This is a genomic window from Sulfitobacter sp. 1A10359 (assembly GCF_043558145.1).
Taxonomy (GTDB): Bacteria; Pseudomonadota; Alphaproteobacteria; order Rhodobacterales; family Rhodobacteraceae; genus Sulfitobacter; species Sulfitobacter faviae.
Genome location: NZ_JBIFGB010000003.1, coordinates 181,497 through 208,109 on the forward strand (window position 1 = coordinate 181,497; position 26,613 = coordinate 208,109).

Here is a 26,613-nt window from a genome sequence, read left to right on the forward strand (position 1 = left end):
GCTTGGTGGCTGTTCAGCGCCTTTTACCCCTTGTGGGCTGGCACTTGAACCACTTTGTGCACAAGCCCCCCATTCCCGCGCAGAGCCCTTGCCCCGCGCGGCTGCTTTGGTCATAACGAGTGGCAACTTTCGCCTGAGCCGAGGACCAACTCCATGACCCTGCAAGCGCCCGAAACCCGCATCGTGAACACTTGGCGCGTGGCCTGCGACGGCAGCGAAGGCGCGCTTGGCCACCCGCGCGTCTGGCTGCAAATTCCCCAGGATCGCGGCTGGGTCGAATGCGGCTATTGCGACTGCAAATTCGTCCATGCGGATTTCGAAGGCAAAGTCTGAGCCTTTCCGGCCCCCATCTGAACAACTGAACCGACGGCACGAACCTGCCCGCGCGGCGCATTGGCGTCTGGCCGTGGGCCATGCTTCGTGGCAAAAGGGTCGCCAACCCAGCGGAGCATTCCTATGACATTCGGCAAAGGCCACCACCTGCATCTGATCGACGGCTCTGCCTTCATCTTTCGCGCCTATCACGCCCTGCCGCCGCTGACGCGCAAATCCGACGGCCTGCCGATTGGCGCCGTGGCGGGCTTCTGCAACATGCTGCACCGCTATGTAGAGGGCAACACCGGCCCCAACGCGCCCACCCATGTCGCCGTGATCTTCGACAAGGGCAGCCACACCTTCCGCAACGACATGTACGACCAGTACAAGGCCAACCGCGATGCGATGCCCGAAGACCTGCGCCCGCAGATCCCGCTGACCCGCACCGCGACCGAAGCCTTCAACATCGCCTGCAAAGAGCTTGAGGGCTATGAGGCCGATGACATCATCGCCACCCTCGCCGTGCAGGCCCGCGCCGCCGGAGGGCGTTGCACCATCATCAGCTCCGACAAGGATCTGATGCAGCTTGTGGGCGACGGGGTGGAAATGCTCGACGCGATGAAGAACAAGACCATCGACCGCGATGGGGTGTTCGAGAAGTTCGGCGTCTATCCCGAACGCGTGGTCGACGTGCAAGCGCTGGCGGGCGATTCGGTCGACAACGTGCCCGGCGCGCCCGGCATCGGGATTAAGACGGCAGCGCTTTTGATCAATGAATACGGCGATCTGGATGCGCTGCTTGAACGGGCGGGCGAGATCAAACAGCCCAAGCGCCGCCAGACCCTGATCGACCATGCCGAGCAAATCCGCCTGAGCCGCAATCTTGTCCTGCTGGACGAGAACACGCCGCTCGACTTCACCATCGACGATCTCGAAGTGCGCGACCCCGATGCGGACCGCCTGCTGGGTTTCCTGTCCGAGATGGAGTTCCGCACCCTGTCGAAACGCGTTGCCGAGGTGCTGGGCCGCGAGGCCCCGGCCATCCCCGAAGCGCCCGCCCCCGCCGTGGCCGATGCGCCGCAGGTGGCCGAGGTGGCCTTTGACCACGGCAAATACGAACAGGTCGGCGACGCCGAAGCGCTGCGCGTCTGGCTCAACCGGATTTACGAGCGGGGCTATGTCGCGGTGGACACCGAAACCACCGGCCTCAATGAGATGACCGCGGAACTGGTCGGCGTTTCGCTGGCCGTGGAGCCCGGGCAGGCCTGCTACATCCCGCTGACCCACAAAGCCAGCCGCGACGACGACCTCTTCGGCGGAGAGGGGCTAGCCCCCGGTCAGATGCCGGTCGAAGAGGCGCTGCAACTGCTGACCCCGATGCTGGAGGATCCCGCGATCCTCAAGATCGGGCAGAACATGAAATACGACAGCAAGATTTTCGCTCAACTGGGCATCGCGGTCGCGCCCATCGACGACACCATGCTGATGTCCTACGCGATGCACGCGGGCCTGCACGGCCATGGGATGGACACGCTGTCGGAACGCTACCTCGGTCACACACCGATGCCGATCAAACCGCTTTTGGGCAGCGGCAAATCCGCCGTGACCTTCGACAAGGTGCCGCTGGCCGATGCCGTCCCCTATGCCGCCGAAGATGCCGATGTCACCCTGCGCCTGTGGCAGCTTTTCAAACCACAGTTGCACCGCGCCGAGGTCACCAAGGTCTACGAAACGCTGGAGCGCCCGCTGGTGCCGGTCTTGGCGCAGATGGAGCGGTCGGGCATCGAGGTCGACCGCGATACGCTCAGCCGCATGTCCAACGCCTTTGCCCAGAAAATGGCCGGGCTGGAGGCGGATATTCACGAGTTTTCGGGCGAGAGCTTCAACGTCGGCTCCCCCGCCCAGCTTGGCGAAATCCTCTTTGGCAAAATGGGGCTGCCGGGCGGCAAGAAGGGCAAGACCGGGAAATACTCTACCGGCGCGGATGTGCTTGAGGATTTGGCGACCGAACATGACCTCGCCCGCCGGGTGCTGGACTGGCGGCAGCTGTCCAAGCTGAAATCGACCTATACCGATGCGCTGCAAGACCATGTGAACGCCGAGACGGGCCGGGTGCACACCTGCTATTCCATCGCCGGGGCGGCGACCGGGCGGCTCGCCTCGACCGATCCGAACTTGCAGAACATCCCGATCCGCTCCGAGGAAGGCCGCCGCATCCGCGAGGCTTTCGTCGCCCCCGAGGGCAAGGTGCTGGTGGCGCTGGACTACAGCCAGATCGAGCTGCGCATCCTTGCGCATATCGCCCAGATCGACGCGCTGAAGGAGGCGTTTCACCGCGGCGACGACATCCACGCCATGACGGCGTCCGAGATGTTTGACGTGCCGATGGATCAGATGACCCCTGAGATCCGCCGCAACGCCAAGGCGATCAACTTCGGCGTGATCTACGGCATCTCGGGCTTCGGCCTTGCGCGCAACCTGCGCATCCCGCGGGCCGAGGCGCAGGGCTTCATCGACCGCTATTTCGAGCGTTTCCCCGGCATCCGGACCTACATGGACGACACCAAGGCCTTTGCGAAAGAGCACGGCTACGTGCAGACGCTCTTTGGCCGCAAGATCAACACGCCCAACATCGGCGCCAAGGGACCGCAGGCGGGCTTCGCCGCCCGGGCGGCGATCAACGCGCCGATCCAAGGCACCGCTGCCGATGTGATCCGCCGCGCCATGGTGCGGATGCCCGAGGCGATCGCCGATCTGCCCGCGACCATGCTGTTGCAGGTGCACGATGAACTGCTGTTCGAGGTCGAAAAGGGTGCCGAAGACGCACTGATCGCCGCCGCGCGTGAGGTGATGGAGAATGCCAATGACCCGGTGGTGAAGCTTGACGTGAAGCTGATCGTCGACGCCGGTGTGGGGGCCAATTGGGCGGAGGCGCACTGATGGATGACGCGGCCCTTCCCGCAGACCTCGCCCAAGCGCTGGAAGAGACCGGCGCGCAGGCCGGTTGGGACAGCTACAGCGACGCGCTGCGCGCCGATGCGCTGGCGTGGATCGACGCGGCGCGGACCACGACGGCGCGGTCAAAGCGGGTGGATGACGTGGCGCGCTTTGCCGGCAAGGGGCTGCCGCCGACGCCGTTTCAGTAGGGTGGAGGGCCATCGCCTGCCCGCGGGTTGGCGATCCAAGCTCAGTTCCTGCCACTTTATCTCTCAGCCATGATGTGCGGCCTCAAGGTTACGCCCGGCCCCACCAAATCGCCTACCCGGTGGGGCGGGCAGGCGATAGCCCGGCGCCTGCGGCTTGATTCCGGGTTGGCCCCATTCTCGGGCGATGGCCCTTTGTACACGCGTCCCCCATGCGCTAAATCATGCAGCATGACCCCTGTCCTCTACTCCTTCCGCCGCTGCCCCTATGCCATGCGCGCGCGTCTCGCCCTCGCGGCCGCGCAAACACCTGTCCATCTGCGCGAAGTCGTCCTGCGCGACAAACCGCAAGCCTTCCTCGACGCCTCGCCCACCGCCACCGTGCCCTGCCTCGTCACCGAAACCGACCCGATCGACGAAAGCCTCGACATCATGAAATGGGCGCTGACCCAGAACGATCCCGAGGGCTGGCGCGACATGCCGCCCGAAGGCCACGACTGGATCGCCCGCGCCGACGGCCCGTTCAAAGACGCGCTGGACCGCACCAAATACGCTACCCGCTACCCCGAGGCGGACCCCGAAGAGCAACGCGCCAAGGCGGCAACCTTCCTCCATGACCTCGACGCGCAACTGGGGGACTGGATCTTTGACCGCCCCACGCTGGCGGATTACGCGATCCTGCCCTTCGTGCGGCAGTTCGCCTTTATCGACCGCGCTTGGTTCGACGCGCAGGACTGGCCCGCGCTGCGCGGCTGGCTCGACCGCTTCCTCGCGTCGCCCCGCTTTGAAAGCGTGATGGATAAATACCCCCAGTGGCAGCCCGGGGATACGCCGGTGTCATTCCCCTAAGGCGGTCACCCAGCCCAAGGACCGCTCCGTCGGGCCGCCCGGACTATACTCCCCGCTGACGAAACCGTCATAGCCCGCCCGCAGCGCGGCAAAGAGCCCGTCGAAATCGACATCACCGCTGCCCGGCGCGCCGCGCTCTGGCGCATCACCTAGCTGCACATGGCGGATCAGGGGGCGATATTCCTCGAAAACCGCCACGGCATCGCCGTGGATCATCTGCGCGTGAAAACTGTCGAATTGCAGCGCCACATTCGGCGCATCTACCGCCGCCAGCAGCTCCGCCGCCTGCGCGTAGTCGTTCAAGAAATACCCCGGTTTGGCCTGCGGACAGAGCGGTTCGATCATCAGGGTGACCCCCGGCGGCGCCTCTGCTGCGGCATGGCGCAGGCTCGCCACAAAAGCCTTTGCCGCCGCTGGCCCCTCGGCCTCCCCGGCCATGACATGCACCATTCTGGGCCGCAGCGCCTCTACATAGCGCCAGACCCGGCGCATATCATGGGCGAAACGCGCCTCCCCTCCCGGCTGGGCGGCGAAACCGGGCGGACCGCCCGTGTAATTCGGCGGCGGCGCGTTGATCAGGGCGAGCGTTAAGCCATTGCGCAGCAAGGCGCGCTGCGTCTCTTTCGCGGGCATGTCATAGGGGAACAAGACCTCAACCGCGCCAAACCCCGCCTCCGCCGCTGCGTCGAACCGGTCCAGATAGGGCAGTTCGGGCCAAAGCAGCGATAGGTTGGCGGCGGGGGTGATCGGCATTCGGGTCTTTCGGTGGACTTACGGCAGGTCTTCCGATGGGATGATGCCAAAGAATTGCCCACCCGACCAGACACCAAACCAGCCATCGCGGTGCTGGCCCAGATCGACCAAGCGATAAAAGCTCTTGCGGTCGATCAGCGCCTCCAGATTGCGGCGCACCAGCACATAGGGCGCAGGTTCGCCCGTCTCTTCATCGCGGACCACGCGGATCGGATGGGCCGCCCCTGCCTCGGCCACATCGCCCAGATTGGTCAAAAACCGCAACTGCTGCGCCTCGCCCGCGCCCTCGGCCTCGAAATCCACGGCGACGAATGGCGCGTCTTCGACGGTGATGCCCACCTTCTCCACCGGAGTCTTGAGGAAATAGTCATCCCCCTCGCGCCAGAGAATCGATGCGAACAATTTGACCATTTCGATCCGGCCAATGGGTGTGCCTTGATAGAACCACGTCCCGTCGCGTTTGATCTGCATGGCCAGATCGCCGCAAAATTCCGGGTTCCACTTCTCAAGCGGCGGGGTTCCGCGCGCTTTTGCGGCCTTGGCGGCTTCGATCAAACTGTCTGCCATGGGTGTCACGGTATTTTGTCCGCTCATTGGTTTTGCCATTCCCTTTGGTCGCGATACACTTACACCTGAAAGATATAACTCCGGGGAAAGAAATGTCATGGCCGAAGCGGATGATCTGATCGCGCAAATCGAAGCGCTGACCGAAAAGCTCGCCGCGGCGAAGCAGTCGATCACCGGGCGTTTCGTCGGGCAAGAGCAGGTCGTCGACCTTGCGCTGACAGCGCTGCTCTGTGGTGGGCACAGCCTGCTGATCGGCCTGCCGGGCTTGGGCAAGACCCGGCTGGTTGAGACATTGAGCACGGTCATGGGCCTGCACGGCAACCGCGTGCAATTCACCCCCGATCTGATGCCCGCCGATATTCTGGGTTCCGAAGTGCTCGACACCGCGCCCGACGGCAGCCGCGCCTTTCGCTTTGTCGAAGGGCCGATCTTTTGCCAACTTCTGATGGCCGATGAGATCAACCGCGCCAGCCCGCGCACGCAATCCGCCCTGTTGCAGGCGATGCAAGAGAAGACCGTGACCGTCGCAGGACAGGACCGCGCGCTTGGCCAGCCCTTCCATGTGCTGGCCACGCAAAACCCGATCGAGCAGGAAGGCACCTACCCCCTGCCCGAAGCGCAGCTTGACCGTTTCCTCGTGCAGATCGACGTGGCCTACCCCGACCGCGCGACCGAGCGGGACATTCTGCTGGCCACCACCGGTGTCGAAGAGGGCACGGTGCGGCCGGTCTTCACCACCGAAGAACTGCTCTCTGCCCAGACCCTGCTGCGGCGGATGCCGGTGGGCGATAGCGTGGTGGAACTGATCCTCGACCTTGTCCGCGCCTTCCGCCCCGATGAGCCTGAAGCCACCCAGCCCGTGCGCGACAGCGTCGCTTGGGGCCCCGGCCCCCGTGCCGCGCAGGCGCTGATGCTGACCGTGCGCGCCCGTGCGCTGCTGGAGGGGCGGTTGGCCCCCTCTGCCGAAGATGTGCTCGCCATGGCCCGCCCGGTGCTGAGCCACCGGATGGCGCTGAACTTTGCCGCCCGCGCGCGCGGCGAAAGCCTGCAAGGGCTGATCGACGCCACCGCCGGTCAATTGATCGGGAAAAAGGCCGCCGCGTGACCCATAGCCCCCTGTCCCTCAGAGCCAGCGCCGAGGGCGAAGCGGCCCGGCTGCCCGCCCTGCTGGCGCGGGCCGAGCATTTGGCCGGTGCCGTTCTGCCCGGCGCCCATGGCCGCCGCCGCGCGGGGACGGGGGATGATTTCTGGCAATACCGCCCGGCACAGATCGGTGACAGCCGCCGCATGGTCGACCACCGCCGCTCGGCCCGTGGCGATCAGGAGTTCGTGCGCGAGCGCGAGTGGCAGATTGCGCAGTCCGTCATGCTCTGGGTTGATCAGGGGGCCTCGATGCGCTTTGCCTCGGACAAGGCGCTGCCTGACAAGGCCGATCGCGCCCGCCTTCTGGGCCTTGCGCTGGCGATCCTGCTGTTGCGCGGGGGGGAGCGTGTGGGCCTGACTGGCATCGCCCTGCCCCCACGGCGCGGCAATCCCCAGGTGCTGCGACTGGCCGAATTGCTCTGCCAAGACGATGGCCAAGACTACGCCCCGCCAGAACATCGCGGCATGATCCCCCATGCGCGGGCGGTTTTCATCTCGGATTTCATGGGCGATCTCGACCCGGTGCAGACCGCGCTGACCAAGGCCGCCGACCGTGGCGTGCGTGGCGTGCTCTATCACCTGTTGGACCCGGCGGAGGAAGCCTTCCCCTTCGCGGGCCGTACCATTTTCGAAAGCGTCGGCGGCAGCCTGCGCCATGAGACGCTCAAGGCGAATGACCTGCGCGACCGCTATCTCGATCGGCTGGCGGCGCGCAAAGACGCCTTGCAGCAACTCTGCGCCCGGACCGGCTGGCGTTACGGGCTGCACCACACCGATGCCACGGCGCAGTCGGCGCTGCTCTGGCTCTATGGCGCGTTGGACGCGCGGCAGGGGAGTGCTGCATGAGCGTTTTCGGCGGCATCGGTTTCACCGCGCCTTGGCTGCTGCTGGCCCTGCTGGCGCTGCCAATTCTGTGGCTGATCCTGCGGGCCGTGCCGCCCGCCCCGGTCCGCCGCCGCTTTCCCGGCGTGGCGCTGCTCTTGGGGTTGGCGGATGACGACAGCACCAGCGACCGCACCCCGTGGTGGCTGCTTTTGCTGCGGATGCTGGCCGTGGCCGCGATCATCATTGGCCTTGCCGGGCCGGTGCTGAACCCACAGGCCGAGGCGGAAGAGGGCAGCGGCCCCTTGTTGATCCTGCTCGACGGCTCATGGGCCGGGGCCAGCGGCTGGGACCGACAGATGGCCGCCGTTGACGCGCAACTCACCCGCGCCGGACGGGCGGAGCGGACGGTGGGCATCCTCAGCCTCACCGACCCGCAGGTGCCGACCTTCCAATCCGCCGATGCGTGGCGCAGCCGTTTGGCGGGGCTGAGCCCCGCCCCGTGGCAACCCGCCCCGGCAGAGATCGCCCGCGCGACCGAGATCATGGCGGCCCTGCCCGCTTTCGACACCCTGTGGTTCAGCGACGGGTTGGACTATCCGGGCCGCGATGATCTGCTTGCCGCGCTGCAATCCAAAGGCGCGGTCGAGGTGCATCATTCCGCAGGCAATGTCATCGGCATCGCGCCCGCAGTCTACCAAGACGGCGCGATCGACCTGACCCTGCGCCGCGCCGCGCCCGGACCGGAACGCGCGGCGGTGGTGCAGGCCCATGGCCGCGATCCGGCGGGCAACGCCCGCGTGCTCGCCACCGCCAATACGACATTCGAGGCGGGCGCGACCGAGGCCAGCACCTCCCTCTCGCTGCCCGCCGAAATGCGCGCGCGGCTCACCTCTTTCGACATCGCGGGCCAGCGTTCCGCCGGGGCGCGCAGCTTGGTCGATGACGGGCTGCGCCGCCGCGAAGTCGCGCTGATCCGGGGGCGCGGGGCGCAGGAGGGGCTGCAACTGCTCTCACCGCTGCATTACATCGAACAGGCGCTGGCCCCGAGTGCTGATCTGATCGACGGCACCCTGACCGAGGTGCTGCCCGCCAACCCCGATGTGATCGTGCTGGCGGATGTGGCCACCCTCGCCCCTGCTGAGGCCGAGCCGCTGCAAGAGTGGATCGACGCGGGCGGCATGCTCATCCGTTTCGCCGGGCCGCGCGTGGCGGCGAGCGATGTCAGCCGCATCGACGAAGACCCGCTGATGCCCGTGCGCCTGCGCGCCGGGGGCCGCAGTGTCGGCGGCGCGATGTCTTGGGGGGAGCCCAAGGCGCTGGCCCCTTTCCGCAACGGGTCGCCATTCTTCGGGCTGACGGTGCCCGAAGATGTGACCGTTTCGGCCCAAGTCGTGGCGCAACCCGACCCGACGTTGGCCGACCGGGTGATCGCCGCGCTGAGCGATGGCACCCCGCTGGTCACGCGCAAAGCGGTGGGTCAGGGGCAGATCGTGCTGTTCCACGTCACCGCCACGGCGGAATGGTCCACCCTGCCGCTCTCGGGTCTTTTCGTGCAGATGATGGAACGGCTGGCCGTGTCATCGGGTGCCAGCGCCCCCGAGGCCGAGAGCCTTGAGGGCACCACATGGACCCCGCTGCGGGTGATGGACGGTTTCGGCATCCTGTCGGACGCGGGCAACCTGCCGGGCGTTGCGGGGCCTGACCTAATCTCGGCCCCCGCAGGCCCCGCCCTGCCGCCCGGCATCTACGGCGCCGAAGAAAGGCGTCTTGCGCGCAATGTGCTGACCGGCGAGACCGCCCTCACCGCCGCCACATGGCCCCCCGATGTGCCGCTGCGCGGCCTTGCCCTGCCGCCGGAACAGCCACTCGCCGGGGCGCTTCTGAGCCTCGCCATCCTCTTGCTCGTGGCCGATGTGCTGGCCTCTCTCGCCCTTTCGGGGCTGCTGCTGCGCCGCTCCACTGGCAGCTTGGCGCTGGCCTTGGGGCTGGCCATCGCCCCGCAGATGGGCGACGCGCAGGAGAATGACCCCGAAAGCTTTGCCATACGCTCGGCCTCTGAGGTGACGCTGGCCCATGTGCTGACCGGCAACAGCGACGTTGACGAGATCGCCCGCGCCGGGCTGATCGGCCTGTCGGACACGCTCTATTTCCGCACCACGGTGGAGCCCGACCTGCCCACCGGCGTTGATCTTGAACAGGACGAACTGGCCTTCTTTCCGATCCTCTATTGGCCGGTGACCCCCGACCAACCGCAGCCCTCGTCCGAGGCTTATGGCAAGCTGAACGACTACCTCCGCTCGGGCGGGCTGATCCTGTTCGATACGCGGGACGCGGATATCGCCAGCTACGGTGCCGCCAGCCCGAATGGGCGCAAGTTGCAGGAACTGGCCGCGCCGCTCGACATCCCACCGCTGGAGCCACTGCCGGGCGATCACGTTCTGACGCGCACCTTCTACCTGTTGCAAGACTACCCGGGCCGCTACAGCAGCCGCGATGTCTGGGTCGAGGCTTCGCCGCCCGATGCCGAACGGATTGAGGGGATGCCCTTTCGCAACCTCAATGACGGGGTGACGCCGGTGGTGATCGGGGGCAACGACTGGGCCGCCGCTTGGGCCGTGCGCCGCGATGGCGCGCCGCTTTTGCCCATCGGGCGCGGCTTTGCCGGAGAGCGGCAACGTGAACTGGCCTATCGCTTTGGCGTGAACCTTGTCATGCATGTGCTGACCGGCAACTACAAATCCGATCAGGTCCATGTGCCTGCGCTGCTGGATAGGTTAGGCCAATGACCGGAACCGTGCTTTTCGACCCGCTGATCCCCCTGCCGCTGCTGATCGGCCTTGCGGTGCTGGCCGCGCTCGGCCTTCTGCTGGCGCTGTGGCGCGGCCTGTCGGGCTGGGCCCTGCGGGGCTTGGCGGCGGCGGTGGTTCTGGCCGCGCTCGCCGGGCCGTCCTACCAGACCGAAGACCGCGCGCCGCTGTCGGACATCGTGTTGCTCTTGGAAGACGAAAGCGCCAGCCAGCGGCTCTCCGACCGTGCCGCGCAGACCGACGCGGCGGCAGAGGCGCTCTCTGCCCGCATCACCGCCCGCCCCAACACCGAGCTGCGCCGGATCACCGTCCCCGATGGGGCCGAGGATGCCGGCACCCGGCTGATGACCACGCTGGCCGATGCGTTGGCCGAAGAGCCACGCGCGCGGATCGCGGGCATTCTGGCGCTCAGCGATGGCCGGGTGCATGATGCGGACCTGCCGCTCGACCTGCCCGCGCCGCTGCATCTGCTGCAAACCGGCCGGACCGAGGATTGGGACCGCCGCCTGACCGTGCGCAATGCCCCGGCTTTTGCCATCATCGGAGAGCCGGTGACCCTGACCCTGCGCATCGACGATCTGGGCGCCGCGCCCGAGGGTGGCGGGCTGACCCAGCTTGATATCTCTGTCGAAGGGGAAGAACCGCAGAGTTTCAACGTGCCCATTGACCAAGACCTTGAACTGCCCGTGGCCCTGCCCCACGGCGGGCGCAACGTGATCCGCTTTTCCCTGCCCGAAGCCGAGGGGGAGTTGACCGACCGCAACAATGCCGCGCTGATCCAGATGAACGGCGTGCGCGACCGGCTCAGCGTGCTCTTGGTCTCAGGCGAGCCGCATCCCGGCGGGCGCACGTGGCGCAACCTGCTGAAGTCCGACAGCGCGGTCGATCTGGTGCATTTCACCATTCTGCGCCCGCCCGACAAACAGGATGGGGTGCCGGTGAACGAGCTGTCGCTCATCGCCTTCCCGACGCGCGAGTTGTTCATGGAAAAGATCGACGACTTCGATCTCATCATCTTTGACCGCTACCAACGGCGCGGCATCCTGCCTGCGCTTTACCTTGATAATGTGGCGCAATATGTGCGCAAGGGCGGGGCGGTGCTGGTCGCCGCCGGGCCGGATTTTGCCAGTGCCGACAGCCTCTACCGGTCGCCGCTCGGCACGGTGCTGCCCGCCACCCCCACCGCGCGGGTGTTGGAGGAAGCCTTCCCCCCGGTCGTCACCGACATCGGCCAGCGCCATCCCGTCACCTCAGACCTGCCCGGCAAGGGCGACTGGGGCCGCTGGCTGCGCCAGATCGACGTGACGGCTGACAGCGGTGACGTGGTCATGACCGGCGCGGACGACCGCCCGCTTCTGGTGCTGGATCGCGTGGATGAGGGGCGCGTGGCGCTGCTCGCCTCTGACCACGCATGGCTGTGGAACCGCGGCTATGAGGGCGGCGGCCCGCAGTTGGAATTGCTTCGTCGTCTGGCCCATTGGATGATGAAGGAACCCGAGCTTGAGGAAGAGGCGCTGATGGCCTCTGCCCAAGGCCGGACCATGCGCATCACCCGCCGCACCTTGGACGAGACCGTGCCCCCCGTCACGATCACCGCCCCCGATGGCAGCACGACCGAACTGCCCCTCGCCCCCGCCGGGCCGGGCCGGTTCGAGGCGGAATATACCGGCGAAGAGATTGGCCTCTACCGGCTGGAGAACGGCGATGAGGTCACCGTCATCGGCCTCGGCCCCGCCGCCCCGCGCGAGTTTGTCGAGACCATCGCCAGCGACGCGGCCCTGCGCCCGGCAATCGACAGCCTGCGCGGTGGGGTGGCACGGATGGAGGATGGGCTCCCCCGCCTGCGCGACGTGCGCCTTGGCCGTCCCGCCGCCGGGCGCGGCTGGCTGGGGCTGACCCCGCGCGGCGCTTACGAGACGCGCGATGTGCGACAAACGCCGCTGCTGCCAGGGTGGCTGGTGCTCTTGCTCTCGGCGCTCTTCATCATTGCCGCATGGCTGCGCGAGGGCCGCCGCTAAAGCGCCCGCAGCAGCAAGCCGCCCGCCAGCGTCACCACGACCAAGCCCGCCGTCAACTCGGCCACCGCTGCGGCTTGGGCCAGCCTCGGCGATCCGGCCAGCCCGCCCAAGACCCCGGCGCGCAGCCCCGTTGCGGCCAAGCCAGTGGCGATGGTGATCAAGCCGGTGCCGAGCGCCATGGCAAAGGCCCCCAAGATGCCGACCCCGCCGATCCCCATATGCCAAGTGATCACCAACACGAAAAGCGCGCCGGTGCAGGGCCGTATGGCAATCCCGCCGATCAAAAGCAGCGCGTCGCGCAGTCTGCCCGCGCGCTGAACCTGCGCCAGACTGGGCCCATGGGCATGGCCACAATGGCTGCATACTTCACCGGAATGCGCCGATCTGTCCTGCCGCGCATGGCGCAGCCCGCGCCAGATCAGCCAAAACCCGATGAGGGCAATCGCGCCATAGCTTGCCGGGGCCATGATGTCTTCGGTCACGCCGACCAGCGCCTCCCGCCCAAGACCCAAGAGGAGGATCCCCGCATAGACCAGAACCACGGCGGTCACCGCTTGGCCCAAAGATGCCGCGAGCGCGATCAGCGTGAGCCGCAGCACCGGCACCGCGCGCGCCAACCCATAGCCGCCGATCACGATCTTGCCGTGCCCCGGCCCCGCTGCATGGACGACGCCATAGGCAAAAGACGCCAGAAGCACCGTCCAGAACGCCGCCGTATCGCCGCCCCGCGTGGCGCGCAGCCCGCTGGCGATGCTGTTTTGAAACCCGCGCTGCTGCCCCGCGGCCCAATGGGCAAGGGCGTTGAACCCGCCTGACCACCACAGCGCCGCCAGCGCCAGAAGGGTCGCCAATGCCGCCAGCGCTATGATGCGTCGCATGTGATCACCACTTCATTGGCCAAGGCTTCACCGATCTCCGGCAGACCCACATCGCTTGGATCGGTATTGGCGTCCAGCGTGCTCAAGTCTTGCTGAAGGGCGCGCAGATCGGCATTCATATCCGGCATCTTGACCCGCGCGCGGCAGGTTTCACTGCCTTGGATGGTCACTTTCTGGGTCACCTCATAGGCGGTGTAATAGGTCGGATCATAGGGTTTGATGATCAGCCCATCCGCCGAGGGAGCCGGGCCTTCAACCGCGCGCAGATGGCTGGTGATGATCCGACCGTCGGCAAAGCGGGTTTCCACGTCCTGCGGACCCGAGAGCGCGACCTCTTCGCCCCCCTCCAGCAAGACCGTATCGCCGTTGAACCCTTCGATCCACTGCATGTCGAATCCGTTGAGAGAGGCGACTTCCGCCTGCGTCAACACGCCATCGTAATCGGGGTCGAGCCCGCGATCCTCGGTCACCAAGAGAGAGTAGAATTCGTCATAGGCCCATGTGATCCGCAGATGGGACAACCGACCCTTGGCATCAACGATCACCTCGAACCCGGTATCGACGAAGATATGCGGATGCGCGCCAAGCGGCGTGGCGCAGGCGATGACAGCGGCGGTGACGAGCGGGTATTTCATGGCGCTAGGTCTACGCCCCTTCGCCAAGCGCGGCAATCGCCCGGCGGGCGGCGCACGGCGGGAAGGCGCGCATCGCCGCCCCGCCCGCGGGTCAGTTCGACGGGTAGGGCCGGACAAAGACCGGACGCTCGGGCGTCGAGGCGTCGGGCTGATAGGCATAGCCGCCGCTGTCGAAATCCTGCAAGCCTTCCGGGTCATTCACCCGGTGCTGCACGATGTAGCGGGCCATGGCACCCCGCGCCTTCTTGGCGAAGAAGCTGACGATCTTCGGCCCCTTGCCATCGCCCTTATCTTCCATGAACTGCGGGGTGATCACCCGCAGTTTCAGCGCCTTGAGGTCCACCGCGCCAAAGTATTCCTGACTGGCGCAGTTCACCAGAACATCGCTGCCGGTCGCCTCGGCCTGTGCGTTCAACGCCTTTGACAGGCTGTCACGCCAATAGTCATAAAGGTTGCCGCCGCGGCGGGTTTTTAGCTTACTGCCCATCTCCAGCCGGTAGGCTTGGATTGCGTCGAGCGGACGCAGCACGCCGTAAAGCCCCGACAGGATGCGCAGGTGATCTTGGGCATAGGTCATCTCATCGGCATCAAGGCTCGTGGCCTCCAGCCCCTGATAGGTGTCGCCGGCGAAGGCCAGCGCGGCGGGGCGGGTGACCTCGGCTGTGGGCTCAGCCTCGAACGTCTGAAAGCGGTCGCGGTTGAGCCGCGCCAGATCGTCGCTCAGCCCCATCAGGCTTTTGAGATCGCCCAAGCTGAGATTGCGCGCAGTCGTCGCCAGCCGCACGGCGTCTTCCTGAAAATCGGGCTGGGTAACGGCGACATTGCGCTCAGCCCAATCAAGGCGTTTGGCGGGGGAAATAACGACGAGCATGGCAGTCTCCTTGGGGCGTTTCGGGGTGATCTAGCCCGCGTCGCGCAGAACGTCCAGAAAGGCCGGACCAAAGCGTTCAGCGCGTTTATCGCCGAGCAATCGTTCAATGGCCGAAGGGTCGGCGCTGCGCAGTTGGGCCACTTTCGCAAGCATCGCGGCAGAACAGCTCAGCGGCTTTTCGGTGCCCTGCGCGCCGCGCGCGAGGTCGGCTTGCACCTGCAAGAGTTGGTCATAGACATTGCCCGCCTCGCGCCCCGCCAGCTTGCGCCGCGCCTTATGCATCGGTTGCGCCTCGCCGTTTATGACTTCGAGGAAGGCCGCGCCGTAATTTTCCAGCTTCTTGGCGCCTACGCCGCCGATCCGCGCCATGGCGTCGAGGTCGGCGGGCCGTGCCTCGGCCATCTCGATCAAGGTGCGGTCGGTGAAGATGATATAGGCGGGCACGCGGGCCGCCTCGGCCAGCGCGCGGCGCTTGGCCTTGAGCGCCGACAAAAGCGGTGCATCCTCGTCGCTGACCATGGCTTTGACCGCGGGGCGGCGGTTGGCGCCCGCGGCCTTGATCGTGTCGCGGCGCAGCTTGATGCTGGCCTCGCCGCGCAGGATCGGCAAGGCGGCATCGGTCATGCGCAGCGCGCCGTGACGTTCGGCATCCGGGCGCACGAGATCATGGCCCATCATCTGCCGGAACACCGCCTGCCATTCGTTGCGACTGTATTCGCCGCCCACGCCGTATGTCGGCAGCGACTGGTGGCCGCGCTGGCGTACCTTGTCGGTCTCATTGCCCAAGAGGATGTCGATTAGATGCCCCGCGCCGAACCACTCATCCGTGCGCAGCATCGCCGAAAGCGCCTTGCGAACCGCCGTGGTGCCGTCGAACACCTCCGCCGGACTATCGCAAAGGTCGCAACGTCCGCAGGTGACCTCGGCCTCGTCGAAATATCCCAGAAGGGTTTTGCGACGACACTCCAGCGCTTCGGCCAGACCCAAAAGCGCGTTCAGCCGCCCGTGGTCGGCCGCGCGGCGTTCGGGCGGGGCGAGGCCTTCGTCGATCTGGCTGCGGCGCAGGCGGATGTCATCGGGGCCGAAAAGAGTGAGCGTCTCGGCCGGCGCACCATCGCGCCCGGCGCGGCCGATCTCCTGATAGTAAGCCTCGATCGACTTGGGCAGATCGGCATGGGCGACCCAGCGGATGTCGGGCTTGTCGACCCCCATGCCAAAGGCCACGGTGGCGCAGACGATCAGCCCGTCCTCTTGCTGAAAGCGGCGCTCGGCGATGCGGCGGTCCTCTGCCTCCATCCCGCCGTGGTAATGCAGCGCCTCCTGCCCCTGATCGCGCAGCGCCTTGGCCAGCCCCTCGGTCTTGGCGCGGGTGCCGCAATAGACGATGCCCGATTGGCCGCGCCGCGCCCCGGCGAAGGCGAGGATCTGGTCGCGCGGCTTGTTCTTGGCGGCAAAGGCGAGGTGGATGTTGGGCCGGTCGAAACCGCGCAGGAAGGCGCGCGGCGGGGTACCGTCGAAGAGCTTTTCAACGATCTCGGCCTGAGTCTCAGCATCCGCCGTGGCGGTGAAGGCCGCCAGCGGCACGTCGAGCGTGCGGCGCAGCTCGCCGATGCGCAGGTAATCGGGGCGGAAGTCATGGCCCCATTGGCTGACGCAATGCGCCTCGTCCACGGCGATGAGATTGACGCCAACCCGGCGCAGCATCCCCATGGCGGAGCCTGCCGCCAGCCGTTCCGGCGCCATGTAGAGCAGTTTGAGCGTGCCAGCTTCCAACGCCTCCCAAACCGCATCGGTCTCTTCGGGCGTGTTGCCTGAGGTGAGCGCGCCCGCCGCCACGCCCGCTTCCTGCAGGCTGCGGACCTGATCGCGCATCAGGGCGATCAGCGGCGAGATGACCACCGTCACGCCCTCGCGCATCAGCGCAGGCAATTGGAAACACAGGGATTTGCCGCCGCCTGTGGGCATGATGGCCAGCACGTTTTCGCCCTCGGTCACGGCCTCAACAATCTCTTGCTGGCCGGGGCGGAACCCGTCGAAACCGAAAACATCACGAAGAAGCGTGGCAGCGCCTGTCATGGAGAACCTGTAAGATTGTCTGCTCTTTTTATGCAGACTCCCACACTAACAAAGCGTGAACAAGGCCAGATGCCCGCGGCATCGGCGCGCGGGCGGGCTGGGGCACGGGTCAGTAGAAGGCCGCTGCGTTGTTGGTCAGCACGATCCGCGCCATGGCAACGGCGATCAGCACGATCAGGGGGGCGAGGTCCAGACCGCCCATCGGCGGAATCACATTGCGCACGCGGCTATAGACCGGCTCAAGAATGCGGTTCAGCCCGTCCCAGATCTGCGCCACCAGCGGTTGGCGCAGGTTCAGCACCTGAAAGTTGATCAACCAAGACATGATGACATGGGCGATGACGATGAACCAAACGATGTTCAAAAGCAGCATCAGGATCTGGAACAGCGACGTCATGGAATATCCCCTTGGTTTGACGCAAGACAGTTAAGCGCCCCGCCCTCAAAGGGCAAGAGTGCCGCGACGTATATGCTTGACCGCGCTGCGCTTCCGCCGCAAATCCGCGGCGTCACGACAAAGGAAAGCCTCATGTTCCCGATCATCCGCATGGCCAAAGACGTCATCGTCGCCGCGCGGCAGGCGCCGCTGGACAATCTGACCGACACCCATGTCAGCCACCACATCTGCTGGCCGCATGACCTCGATATCTGGATGGAGTTGAACAACGGGCGGGCGCTGTCGCTCTATGATCTGGGCCGCACCGCCATGGCCCAGCGGGCCGGGCTGATCACGCTGCTGCGACAGAACAAATGGGCGATCACCATCGCGGGGTCCAGCACGCGGTTCCGCCGCCGCATCCGCATGTTTGAGAAATTCGAGATGCGCAGCCGGACACTGTGTTGGGACGGCAAGTTCATCTATCTTGAGCAATCCATGTGGAAGAAGAACGGCGAATGCGCGAGCCATGTGCTCTACCGTTCCGCTGTCACGGATCGCAACGGCCTGATCCCGCCGGAAAAGGTCCTGCAAGCGATGGGACGGCAGCAAGCTTCGCCTGAGGTGCCGGGCTGGGTGGCCGAATGGATCCGCGCCGATGCGCACCGCCCTTGGCCGCCGATGCAGGACGCGGCCCCGGCCCCCGCTGCGGCAGGGCCGCTTTCGGCCTGAGCTGACCGCCCTCCTCTGCCTCACCCCCGCCCTTACTGACGCTTGCGCCTTGCGCCCTGCCCTGCTCTAACTTGAAAAAGGGCAGGCCGCGAAAGGGCGCAACATGGCACAGACAGGCGGGCGCAAGCGCATCTGGGGATGGTATTTCTTTGACTGGGCCAGCCAGCCTTACAACACCCTGATTCTGACTTTCATCTTCGGCCCCTACTTTGCTCAGACCGCGACCAATGCGCTGGTCGAAGGCGGGATGGAGCTTGGCGCCGCCAAAGCCCAAGCGCAGGCATACTGGGGCTATGGTCTGGCGCTGGCGGGCGTCGCGATTGCGGTGCTGGCCCCGATTTTGGGCGCTGTGGCGGATTCCTCGGGGCGGCGGATGCCTTGGATCAGGCTCTTCTCGGCCATGTATGTGGTCGGCGCGGGCGCGCTGTGGTGGACGGCCCCGGCGGATTTCTCTCTGCTTTGGGCGCTGTTCTTTTTCGGCATCGGCTTGGTCGGGATGGAGTTCGCAACGATCTTTACCAATGCCTACCTGCCCGAGCTGCACCCCGACGCGGATGAGCGGGGGCGCATTTCCGGCGATGGCTGGGCCTTTGGCTATGCGGGCGGGGTGCTGGCGCTGATCGCGATGATCGCCCTGTTTCAAAGCGGCGCGAATGGGCGCACCATGGCGGGGCTGACGCCGCTTTTCGGGCTCGACCCGGCGACAAAGGCCGACACCCGCATCGTCGGGCCGCTGACGGCCATCTGGTACGCGGTCTTTATGATCCCCTTCTTTCTCTATGTGCGCGACAGGCCGAAACCCGGCGCCGTGCGGTATCGCGTAGGCGCAGGCCTTGCGGATTTGGCGCGCACCCTGCGGGGGCTGCCGAAGCACCCGTCTCTGCTGGCCTATCTCGGCTCTTCGATGTTCTACCGCGACGCGCTGAACGGGATGTACACCTTTGGCGGGGTCTATGCGCTTGGGGTGCTGGATTGGTCGATCCAAGAGATCGGCATCTTCGGCATCCTCGCCGCCATCTCGGGCGCGGTGTTCTGCGTGCTGGGCGGGCGGATCGACCGGCGCATCGGGCCGATGCCGGTGATCGTGGCCTGCTGCGTCATCCTCATCGCCACCGCCTGCCTAATCATCTCGCTGGGACCGAATTCAGTCATGGGCGTTTCTTTGCCCGAAGGCTCCGCCCTGCCCGATATCCTCTTCTACGTCGCCGGTGCCTCTATCGGGGCGGCGGGTGGGGCGCTCCAGGCGTCATCGCGTAACATGCTGACCCGGCAGGGAAACCCCGATCGGATGACCGAAGCTTTCGGCCTCTACGCCCTCTCGGGCAAGGCCACCTCCTTTCTCGCACCGGCGCTGATTGCCCTGACCAGCGACCTCACCGGCAGCCAACGGCTTGGCATCACCCCTGTCGTGGGGCTTTTCATCGTCGGTTTGATCCTGTTAGCTTGGGTCAAACCCAAGGGAGATTTCGCCACATGACGCTGCTTCGCACCCTCACCTCCGTGGCGCTGGCCTTTGCGCTTGCCTCTTGCGGGGGCGGCCGGACCGAGACCGACATCAGCGGTGAGAAGGTCGCCCTGCCGACCATCGGCTCTTCGGGCGGCGCATTGAGCACGGTCGAGGCCAAGCGGCTTTTCGGGGCCAAGAGCTTTGCCTCCGCGCAGTCTCCGGCGGCTTTCGGCAGCTATTCCAAAGGCTGTCTTGCCGGGGCCGAGCAATTGCCCGAGACTGGTCCGACATGGCAGGCCATGCGCCTGTCGCGCAACCGCAACTGGGCCCACCCCGAGATGATCGACATGGTTAAAAAGCTCAGCCGCAAGGCCGCGCAGCAGCCCGGTTGGGAAGGCGTCTATGTCGGCGATATGAGCCAGCCGCGCGGTGGGCCGATGCTGACCGGTCACGCCAGCCACCAGATCGGGCTTGATGCCGACATCTGGATGCTGCCGCCCAAATCCCTGAACCTCAGCCGGGCACAGCGCGAGAACATCTCGTCGATCTCCATGCGCCGGGCCAGCGGGGCCTATGTGAATTCCTCTTGGACCCCTGCGCATCACGAGGTGATCAAAGCCGCGGCCCAAGACCCCCGCACCGCGCGTATCTTCGTCTTCCCCGGCGCCAAGGTGCAAATGTGCGCCGATGAGAAAGGCGACCGCAGCTATCTGCGCAAAATCCGGCCTTGGTACGGGCATCACTATCATTTCCACATCCGCATCAGCTGCCCCAAAGGCGCGCGCGGCTGTGTGGATCAGGCCCCGCCCCCGCCCGGTGACGGCTGCGCCGATGCGCGCCAGTGGCAGGCCAATATCCTGAACCCGCCAAAGCCCGACCCGAATGCGCCCAAAGTAAAACCGAAGCCCAAGCGCGATATCCTGCTTGCGGACCTGCCTGCACAATGCAACGCCGTTTTGAACGCAAACTGATCCGCGCCTGCCTCCCGTTCTTCCTGCTCATCGCCTGCGTGGCCCCCGCCGCGCAGACAGGGCCGGTGGTGCAGGTGGACAGCGTGCTGACATGGCGCCATCCGGCGCCGTGGTTCGGCGGCTTTTCCGGGGTCGAGGTGAATGCCGATGGCACCCGCCTCACGGCGGTGTCGGACCGGGGCCGCGTTGTGCAAGCGCGCATGCTGCGCGAGGCGGGCCGTTTGGTCGCGCTTGAGATTGAGGAGGATGCGCCGCTCAAAGATGCCGATGGCAAGCCCCTGCGCGACAAGATGCGCGATGCCGAAGCATTGGCGCGTGACGGCGGCGGGCAACTCTACGTCTCATTCGAACACGACCATCATGTCGCGCGGCTGTCGCCCGAGAGCGGCGTCACCACCCCGCTGCCCAGACACGACGACTTCGCCAAGTTCGAGCCAAACGCGGGGATGGAGACTTTGGCCGCCCACCCCGATGGGCGGCTCTTTGCGATCCCCGAAGGCGGCGGCCCGGCCTCGGATGATTTCCCGCTCTATGCTTTTGACGGCAGCAGTTGGACGATCACCGCAGAGATCCCGCGCCGGGGGCCGTTCCTGCCGGTGGATGCCGATTTTGCCCAAGACGGCACGCTTTATCTGCTGGAGCGGACGATCACGCCGCTGGGGTTTCGCAGCCGCATCCGCAGCTTCGACCTCACCGCGCCCGGGCTTGGCGAAGAGACACTGCTGACCTCCGGCCCCGGTCAGTATGACAACCTCGAAGCGCTCAGCACTTGGCAGGATGCGGCGGGGCAAACCCGGCTGACCCTGCTGTCGGACGACAATTTCTTCGTCATGCAGCGCAATGAGGTGGTCGAGCTGATCCTTGCCAAACCGGCTTCCGAGGGCTAAAGCCGTCCGGTCTGCGATCCCCGCAGGCCAAGTCGCCGCACCCTTGCACAAAACGGTTCACATATGACACGCACCTATCTTCCCGGCATCCTTGCCATGGCCGCCATCGTCGTGGCCTCGAATATCCTTGTTCAGTTTCTCTTTGGCCAATGGCTGACCTGGGGGGCTTTCACCTATCCGCTGGCCTTCCTCGTCACCGATGTGATGAACCGTCTCTACGGCGCCTCTGCCGCGCGCCGGGTCGTGTTGGTGGGCTTTGTCGTGGGCCTGATCTGCTCGCTCATTGGGACGCAGATCATGGGCGAGTTCGGCCCGCTGGTGACGATCCGCATTGCCGTGGCTTCGGGCACCGCCTTCCTCGTGGCACAGCTGTTGGACGTGACGATCTTTAACCGTTTCCGCGATGGCGCATGGTGGCGCGCGCCCTTGGTCAGCACCTTGATCAGCAGCGCGATCGACACGGCGCTGTTTTTCTCCATCGCCTTTTCGGCCAGCCTGTCGTTCATCCACCCCGCCACCGATGTGGCTTGGGCCGCTGAGACACTGCCGCTTTTGGGCACGGGCCCGCTCGCGCCGCTTTGGGTCTCGCTCGCTGTGGCGGATTGGTCGGTCAAACTGGCCATCGCGCTGATCGCGCTGATCCCCTTCCGGCTGCTGACCGCACGGCTGACCGCCCGCGCGTGATACCGGCGCAGGGGGCCACCCCCCTGCCGCCGCACCCCTCTAAAAAAACGCTTTGCGAATTTCAAAACCTGTGCAACGCTCAGGGTGAGTTCAACAAATGTAAAGGAGGTGATCCAGTGTCAAGAAAGGTATTGGAGCGAGGTGTCGGAACAGCCAGCGGGGTTTCCTGCTAGGGCAGCCCCTGGCAATGCAACCACCTGGTGGACGTCGGTCTAACCGATCCCCCTCCTGAAACCATTCGATTGGGCCGTTCCGCAAGGGGCGGCCCATTTCGCATTCCCCCTTCACCCTCACCGCGCGGGCTGGCATGTTGCGGGGCAAGGAGAGCCCATGCTGCACATCAACGATGACATCGCCATTCAGGATTGGGAACTGACGGAAAGCTTCATGCGCGCCTCCGGCCCCGGCGGGCAGAATGTGAACAAGGTCTCCTCGGCGGTGGAATTGCGGTTCGAAGCCGCGACCTCGCCTTCCCTGCCGCAACCGGTCAAGAACCGGCTGCGCCGTCTGGCCGGGCGGCGCTGGACGACCGAAGGCGCATTGGTGCTGCAATGTGACGAGACCCGCAGTCAGGCCCGCAACCGCGAGTTGGTGCGCGAGCGTCTGGCCGAGTTGATCCGCCGCGCCCTCACCCCGCCGAAACGCCGCATCGCCACCCGCCCGACGCTGGGGTCGAAAAAGCGCCGCCTCAAGGCCAAGAAGGTACGCGGCGAGGTCAAGGCGATGCGCGGCAAGGTCGATCCCGACGGTTAAGGATCAGCCGCGCCGCAGCAGGTAGATGTCCATGATCCAGCCATGCGCCGCGCGGGCGGCGGCACGGGTGGCGATGATGTCTTCGGCAACCTCGGCCAGCGGGCCGTGGCGGATGATCTCTTCGGCCATGCCGACATAGGCGCCCCACCAGATCGTCACCTCCGCAGGCTCCAACGTCTGAAACGCGCAATCGCCATCAAGCATGATCACCAACGTATCGACCCCTTCGGGCCAGCCGTGATCGCGCAATTGCCGCCCGGTGGTCACCATGAAGGGCGCGCCGATTTCATTCAGCGGGATCGCATGAGCCGCCGTCAGCCCTTGCAATGAGGTGATGCCGGGGATCACGGTGATGCGCGGCGCAGGTTCCAGCCGCGCGGCGATGCGCAGGGTGCTGTCATAAAGCGACGGGTCGCCCCAGACCAGCAGCGCCACCCGCCGGGCGATCGGATGCTGGGCCATCGCCCCGCGCCACGCCTCGGCAATCGCATCATGCCAGTGGTCGACACGGGCGCGGTAATCCTCGATCGCCGGGTCGCGCACGGGCAGATCGAAGCCGACGATCTGCACCGCCTCATTGGTCAACACCTCGTCGCAGATGCTCCGCCGCAGCCCCGCCAGATCATCCTTGCCCGCGCCCTTTTGCGGGATCAAGATCAGGTCTTGCGCGTTCATCGCCCGGATCGCTTGCAGCGTCAGATGCTCAGGGTTGCCGGTGCCGATGCCGATCAAAGTGAGTTCAAGCGCGCTCATCCCGGTATCCTCGCAATCGCTTTCAGCCGCAGCCCGCCGAGCACCCGCGCATCGGGGAATTTGCCATCCGGCGACGCACGGTAGAGCACCACGAAACGGCGCAGGTCATCCATATCCGCCTCGGTGATCTCTCCAAACAGATAGGCCACCTTGCCTGGCGCGCGAAAGGCGATGGTCTGGCCCCGCGTGCAGCCTGACATACAGTCGATGCCTTCGACCTCCACCTCGGACAGACCCGCGCGGACCACATCCAGAAAGCCGCCATCAGCGGTGCAGGAGGTGCAGACAAACGCCTTCACGTCTCGAACTCGGCCAATGGTCCGTAAAAGATCAGCGCGGGCGTGGTGCTGCTGGTGCTCTCCAGATGGCGCGCCAGCGTTCCGATCGTGAAGCGCTGCACCTTCTCCGCCGGGGTCGAAACCGCCTCGGCCAGCAGCGCGGGCGTGTGGCCTGGCAGCCCGTGTTCGATCAATCGTGCAGCAAGGCCCGCAAAGGTGCGTTTGCCCATATAGACCACGGTGGTCGCCATCGGATCGGCCAAGGCGGCCATGTTCACGTCGCGCGGCAATTCGCCGGTCACATCCGCGCCGGTGATGAATTGCACGCGCCGCGCCGTCATGCGGCGGGTCAGCGGGATGCCTGCGGTGGCTGCGGCGGCAGAGGCGGCGGTCACGCCCGGCACGATCTCGAAAGGGATATCCGCCGCGCGCAGGGCGATGATCTCTTCCTCCAGCCGTCCGAACATGCCGCTGTCGCCGGATTTCAACCGCACGACCTTTAGCCCGGCTTGCGCATGATCGACCAGAACGCGGCTCACATGGTCTTGCTTGGGCGAGGCGCGCCCGGCCCGTTTGCCGACGCCGATCAGGTCCGCATCGGGGCGCGCGTGCTCCAAAATCGGGCCCGCGCTGAGGTCATCGAAGAGCACCACATCGGCCGCCTGCAACCGCGCCACGGCCTTGACGGTCAAGAGCTCCGGGTCGCCCGGGCCGGAGGAGACGAAGGAAACAAAGCCCCCCATCACAGCGCCGCGATCATGTGAAAGAAGGTGCCCGTGGCACGCCCGCCCCCCGCGAAATCGCGGACCGAGCCGGTCTCGGGCACTTCAAGATCATTGGCGTCGGTGATCCGCGCCAGCGGGGCGTCCGGCTCGGCAAGGATCGTGGCATAGTGGAACTCATGCCCGCACAATTCGGCCCGTGCGGAATGGCCGGGGATCGGCGCGTTGAGGTCGGCCTGACGGTAGCCCAGATGCATCTTGCGCTTGGCGAAAGAGGTCTCGAGCCCCAGAAGCCCCGCCATCTCGTGCCGGGCGCCCTCTTTGTCGATGAGGCCCGCGCCCATCGCCATATAGCCCCCGCATTCGCCGTGCACGGGGCGGGTCTCGGCAAAGGCGCGCAGCCCGTCGCGGAATTGCGCGGCGGCGGCCAGCCTGCCGGCGTGGAGTTCAGGGTAGCCACCGGGGAGCCAGCAGCAATCGGCACTGTCGTCCGGCGCTTCATCGGCGAGCGGGGAGAAGGGCAGAACCTCTGCCCCCGCCGCGCGCCATCCGGCCAAAAGATGCGGATAGACAAAAGCGAAAGCGTTGTCCTGCGCCAGCGCGATGCGCTGCCCGGGCGGGGTGATCTGCGCCGGTGCGGGTGGGTTCTGCAACGTGCCCCGCGCGGCGGCCCGCAGGGCGGGGACATCGACATGGGCCGCGACGAAGGCCGCCGCCTGCCCCAACAGATCGGGCAGGTTTTCCTGCTCTCCGGCCTGCACCAGCCCGAGGTGACGCTCGGGCATTTCGATTTCCACCCGGCGCGGCAGCGCGCCGAAGACTTTGATCCCGACAGCCTCCATCCCCGCGCGCACCAGCGTCTCATGCCGGGGGGAGGCGACGCGGTTCAACACCACGCCCGCCAGTTCCACATCGGGCCGCATCTCGCGAAAGCCGAGCGCCGTGGCCGCCACCGATTGCGCCGCCCCCGATACGTCGAGCACCAGCACCACCGGCCAGCCCATCAGCGCCGCGACATCGGCGCTGGCGCCATTGCCGCAGGCCCCCGGTTTGGCCACACCGTCAAACAGCCCCATCGACCCCTCGCCGAGGATCAATTCGGCCCCATCGGCATTGCCGACCAGCCCTTCGATCCGCGCGCGGTCCATCGACCAACTGTCGAGGTTGAAAGACGCCCGGCCCGAGGCCGCCGTGTGAAAGGCAGGGTCGATGTAATCAGGGCCGCTTTTGAACGGCTGCACCGCGACACCTTCGGCGCGCAGCGCGGCCAACAGCCCCAGCATCAAGGTCGTCTTGCCCGTGCCGGAAGCGGGGGCGGAAATCAGCAGGCCGGGCGGGATCATGAGGAGGTCTCCGGAAAGCGCGGCTCGGCCCCGACGGGGCGGAAGCGGCGGTCATAATCGGCGGCGTAAAGGCGGCTCTCGCCGAAATCCTCGGCCCCGATGGCATGGCCCACGAGGATCAGCGCGGTGCGGGCCATTTCCTCGCCCACTTCGGTGCGCAGGGTCGCAAGCGTCGCTTTGACGATGCGCTGATCGGGCCAGCTTGCACGCCAGACCACGGCGACGGGGCAATCGGCACCGTAATGCGGGGTCAGTTCTTCGACGACTTTATCAAGCACATGCACCGACAGGTGGATGGCCAGCGTCGCCCCGGTGCGGGCGAAATTGGCCAGCGTCTCGCCTTCGGGCATCGCCGTGGCGCGGCCCGAGGTGCGGGTCAGGATCACCGATTGCGCCACGCCCGGCAGGGTCAGTTCGGCCCCCAGTTCCGCCGCGGCGGCGGCAAAGGATGGCACCCCCGGCGTCACGTCATAGGCGATGCCCATCTCGCGCAAGCGGCGCAATTGTTCGCCCATCGCCGACCAGACCGACAGGTCGCCCGAATGCAGCCGCGCCACGTCATGACCTGCGGCATCGGCGGCGGCGATTTCCTCCATGATGTCATCCAGCGACAGCCGTGCGGTGTTGACGATCCGCGCGCCTTCGGGGCAGTGGCTCAGCAACGCCTCGGGCACCAGCGACCCGGCATAGAGGCAGACCGGGCAGGCCGCGATCAGGTCGCGCCCGCGCAGGGTGATGAGATCCGCCGCCCCCGGCCCGGCCCCGATGAAATGTATAGTCACGGTAT

At 66.2% G+C, this 26,613-nt stretch carries 26 protein-coding genes; 14 read left to right on the forward strand and 12 right to left on the reverse strand.

What is annotated here, in order from left to right; translation table 11 throughout:
* Positions 1 to 153 precede the first annotated feature (153 nt).
* The 4 genes from ACGYK2_RS09305 (at position 154) to ACGYK2_RS09320 (ending at position 4,307) form a co-directional block, all read left to right on the forward strand.
* Positions 154 to 333: a zinc-finger domain-containing protein gene (locus ACGYK2_RS09305; protein ID WP_067263007.1), complete on the forward strand. Its 180-nt coding sequence runs from the start codon at positions 154 to 156 to the stop codon at positions 331 to 333.
* Between the two features lie 123 nt (positions 334 to 456).
* Positions 457 to 3,255, forward strand: a complete 2,799-nt coding sequence (polA, locus tag ACGYK2_RS09310) for a DNA polymerase I (RefSeq protein ID WP_271688461.1) — start codon at positions 457 to 459, stop codon at positions 3,253 to 3,255.
* Positions 3,255 to 3,461 carry a YdeI/OmpD-associated family protein gene (locus tag ACGYK2_RS09315; RefSeq protein ID WP_271688462.1) on the forward strand — a complete coding sequence of 69 codons (207 nt, stop codon included), beginning with the start codon at positions 3,255 to 3,257 and terminating at the stop codon, positions 3,459 to 3,461. Before polA ends, ACGYK2_RS09315 begins: the two co-directional genes overlap by 1 nt.
* Positions 3,462 to 3,689: 228 nt before the next feature.
* Positions 3,690 to 4,307 carry a glutathione S-transferase gene (locus tag ACGYK2_RS09320; RefSeq protein WP_271688463.1) on the forward strand — a complete coding sequence of 206 codons (618 nt, stop codon included), beginning with the start codon at positions 3,690 to 3,692 and terminating at the stop codon, positions 4,305 to 4,307.
* On the opposite strand, the gene ACGYK2_RS09325 is transcribed toward ACGYK2_RS09320, so the two are convergent.
* The gene (locus tag ACGYK2_RS09325) at positions 4,296 to 5,060 is read right to left on the reverse strand and encodes a hydroxypyruvate isomerase family protein (protein WP_271688464.1); all 765 of its coding nucleotides are present in this window, start codon (positions 5,058 to 5,060) and stop codon (positions 4,296 to 4,298) included. The genes ACGYK2_RS09320 and ACGYK2_RS09325 overlap by 12 nt on opposite strands.
* A gap of 18 nt (positions 5,061 to 5,078) precedes the next feature.
* Positions 5,079 to 5,654 (reverse strand): DUF1285 domain-containing protein, encoded by a 576-nt coding sequence (locus ACGYK2_RS09330; RefSeq protein WP_394374289.1) that lies wholly within the window; start codon positions 5,652 to 5,654, stop codon positions 5,079 to 5,081.
* 70 nt (positions 5,655 to 5,724) lie between these two features.
* Here ACGYK2_RS09330 and ACGYK2_RS09335 point away from each other — a divergent pair, with 70 nt between their 5' ends.
* The 4 genes from ACGYK2_RS09335 to ACGYK2_RS09350 are packed head-to-tail and all read left to right on the forward strand — an operon-like array spanning position 5,725 to position 12,420.
* Positions 5,725 to 6,732: a MoxR family ATPase gene (locus ACGYK2_RS09335; protein WP_271688466.1), complete on the forward strand. Its 1,008-nt coding sequence runs from the start codon at positions 5,725 to 5,727 to the stop codon at positions 6,730 to 6,732.
* The gene (locus ACGYK2_RS09340; RefSeq protein ID WP_271688467.1) at positions 6,729 to 7,616 is read left to right on the forward strand and encodes a DUF58 domain-containing protein; all 888 of its coding nucleotides are present in this window, start codon (positions 6,729 to 6,731) and stop codon (positions 7,614 to 7,616) included. The genes ACGYK2_RS09335 and ACGYK2_RS09340 overlap by 4 nt, the downstream gene beginning before the upstream one ends.
* Positions 7,613 to 10,381 carry a DUF4159 domain-containing protein gene (locus tag ACGYK2_RS09345; RefSeq protein ID WP_276154340.1) on the forward strand — a complete coding sequence of 923 codons (2,769 nt, stop codon included), beginning with the start codon at positions 7,613 to 7,615 and terminating at the stop codon, positions 10,379 to 10,381. Before ACGYK2_RS09340 ends, ACGYK2_RS09345 begins: the two co-directional genes overlap by 4 nt.
* Positions 10,378 to 12,420 (forward strand): hypothetical protein, encoded by a 2,043-nt coding sequence (locus ACGYK2_RS09350; protein WP_276154341.1) that lies wholly within the window; start codon positions 10,378 to 10,380, stop codon positions 12,418 to 12,420. The genes ACGYK2_RS09345 and ACGYK2_RS09350 overlap by 4 nt, the downstream gene beginning before the upstream one ends.
* On the opposite strand, the gene ACGYK2_RS09355 is transcribed toward ACGYK2_RS09350, so the two are convergent.
* From ACGYK2_RS09355 to ACGYK2_RS09375, 5 genes are all read right to left on the reverse strand, one after another.
* Positions 12,417 to 13,298: a nickel/cobalt transporter gene (locus ACGYK2_RS09355; RefSeq protein ID WP_271688470.1), complete on the reverse strand. Its 882-nt coding sequence runs from the start codon at positions 13,296 to 13,298 to the stop codon at positions 12,417 to 12,419. The two genes, ACGYK2_RS09350 and ACGYK2_RS09355, sit on opposite strands and share 4 nt — an antisense overlap.
* Complete coding sequence (locus tag ACGYK2_RS09360; protein WP_271688471.1) at positions 13,283 to 13,933, reverse strand: DUF1007 family protein; 651 nt, start codon at positions 13,931 to 13,933, stop codon at positions 13,283 to 13,285. The genes ACGYK2_RS09355 and ACGYK2_RS09360 overlap by 16 nt, the downstream gene beginning before the upstream one ends.
* Positions 13,934 to 14,024: 91 nt before the next feature.
* Positions 14,025 to 14,804, reverse strand: a complete 780-nt coding sequence (yaaA, locus tag ACGYK2_RS09365; RefSeq protein WP_271688474.1) for a peroxide stress protein YaaA — start codon at positions 14,802 to 14,804, stop codon at positions 14,025 to 14,027.
* A gap of 30 nt (positions 14,805 to 14,834) precedes the next feature.
* Positions 14,835 to 16,880: a DNA helicase RecQ gene (gene recQ / locus ACGYK2_RS09370; RefSeq protein WP_271688475.1), complete on the reverse strand. Its 2,046-nt coding sequence runs from the start codon at positions 16,878 to 16,880 to the stop codon at positions 14,835 to 14,837.
* Positions 16,881 to 16,989: 109 nt separating this feature from the next.
* On the reverse strand, positions 16,990 to 17,277 hold the full coding sequence (locus tag ACGYK2_RS09375; protein WP_067267829.1) for a YggT family protein: 288 nt from the start codon (positions 17,275 to 17,277) through the stop codon (positions 16,990 to 16,992).
* Between the two features lie 132 nt (positions 17,278 to 17,409).
* On the opposite strand from ACGYK2_RS09375, the gene ACGYK2_RS09380 reads away from it, so the two are divergent.
* From ACGYK2_RS09380 to arfB, 6 genes are all read left to right on the forward strand, one after another.
* Complete coding sequence (locus tag ACGYK2_RS09380) at positions 17,410 to 17,988, forward strand: acyl-CoA thioesterase (protein WP_271688476.1); 579 nt, start codon at positions 17,410 to 17,412, stop codon at positions 17,986 to 17,988.
* 103 nt (positions 17,989 to 18,091) lie between these two features.
* Positions 18,092 to 19,465, forward strand: coding sequence for an MFS transporter (locus ACGYK2_RS09385; protein WP_271688477.1), 1,374 nt, complete (start codon positions 18,092 to 18,094; stop codon positions 19,463 to 19,465).
* A complete protein-coding gene (mepA, locus tag ACGYK2_RS09390; protein ID WP_067267832.1) occupies positions 19,462 to 20,406 on the forward strand; it encodes a penicillin-insensitive murein endopeptidase in 945 nt (314 codons plus the stop codon). Before ACGYK2_RS09385 ends, mepA begins: the two co-directional genes overlap by 4 nt.
* Positions 20,379 to 21,293 (forward strand): esterase-like activity of phytase family protein, encoded by a 915-nt coding sequence (locus ACGYK2_RS09395; protein WP_271688479.1) that lies wholly within the window; start codon positions 20,379 to 20,381, stop codon positions 21,291 to 21,293. Before mepA ends, ACGYK2_RS09395 begins: the two co-directional genes overlap by 28 nt.
* Before the next feature lie 63 nt (positions 21,294 to 21,356).
* Positions 21,357 to 21,977 (forward strand): queuosine precursor transporter, encoded by a 621-nt coding sequence (locus ACGYK2_RS09400; protein ID WP_271688480.1) that lies wholly within the window; start codon positions 21,357 to 21,359, stop codon positions 21,975 to 21,977.
* 330 nt (positions 21,978 to 22,307) lie between these two features.
* Entirely contained in the window at positions 22,308 to 22,730 is a 423-nt protein-coding gene (gene arfB / locus ACGYK2_RS09405) for an alternative ribosome rescue aminoacyl-tRNA hydrolase ArfB (protein WP_067267837.1), read from the forward strand.
* A 3-nt stretch (positions 22,731 to 22,733) separates the two neighbouring features.
* Here arfB and cobF read toward each other — a convergent pair whose 3' ends face one another.
* From cobF to cobM, 5 genes are read right to left on the reverse strand one after another with little or no spacing between them, the layout of a single operon-like run.
* A complete protein-coding gene (gene cobF / locus ACGYK2_RS09410) occupies positions 22,734 to 23,483 on the reverse strand; it encodes a precorrin-6A synthase (deacetylating) (RefSeq protein WP_271688482.1) in 750 nt (249 codons plus the stop codon).
* The gene (locus ACGYK2_RS09415; protein ID WP_271688483.1) at positions 23,480 to 23,782 is read right to left on the reverse strand and encodes a DUF1636 domain-containing protein; all 303 of its coding nucleotides are present in this window, start codon (positions 23,780 to 23,782) and stop codon (positions 23,480 to 23,482) included. Before ACGYK2_RS09415 ends, cobF begins: the two co-directional genes overlap by 4 nt.
* Entirely contained in the window at positions 23,779 to 24,504 is a 726-nt protein-coding gene (gene cobA, locus ACGYK2_RS09420) for a uroporphyrinogen-III C-methyltransferase (RefSeq protein WP_271688484.1), read from the reverse strand. Before cobA ends, ACGYK2_RS09415 begins: the two co-directional genes overlap by 4 nt.
* The gene (locus tag ACGYK2_RS09425; protein ID WP_271688485.1) at positions 24,504 to 25,826 is read right to left on the reverse strand and encodes a cobyrinate a,c-diamide synthase; all 1,323 of its coding nucleotides are present in this window, start codon (positions 25,824 to 25,826) and stop codon (positions 24,504 to 24,506) included. Before ACGYK2_RS09425 ends, cobA begins: the two co-directional genes overlap by 1 nt.
* Positions 25,823 to 26,608 (reverse strand): precorrin-4 C(11)-methyltransferase, encoded by a 786-nt coding sequence (cobM, locus tag ACGYK2_RS09430; protein ID WP_271688486.1) that lies wholly within the window; start codon positions 26,606 to 26,608, stop codon positions 25,823 to 25,825. Before cobM ends, ACGYK2_RS09425 begins: the two co-directional genes overlap by 4 nt.
* Positions 26,609 to 26,613: the final 5 nt, after the last annotated feature.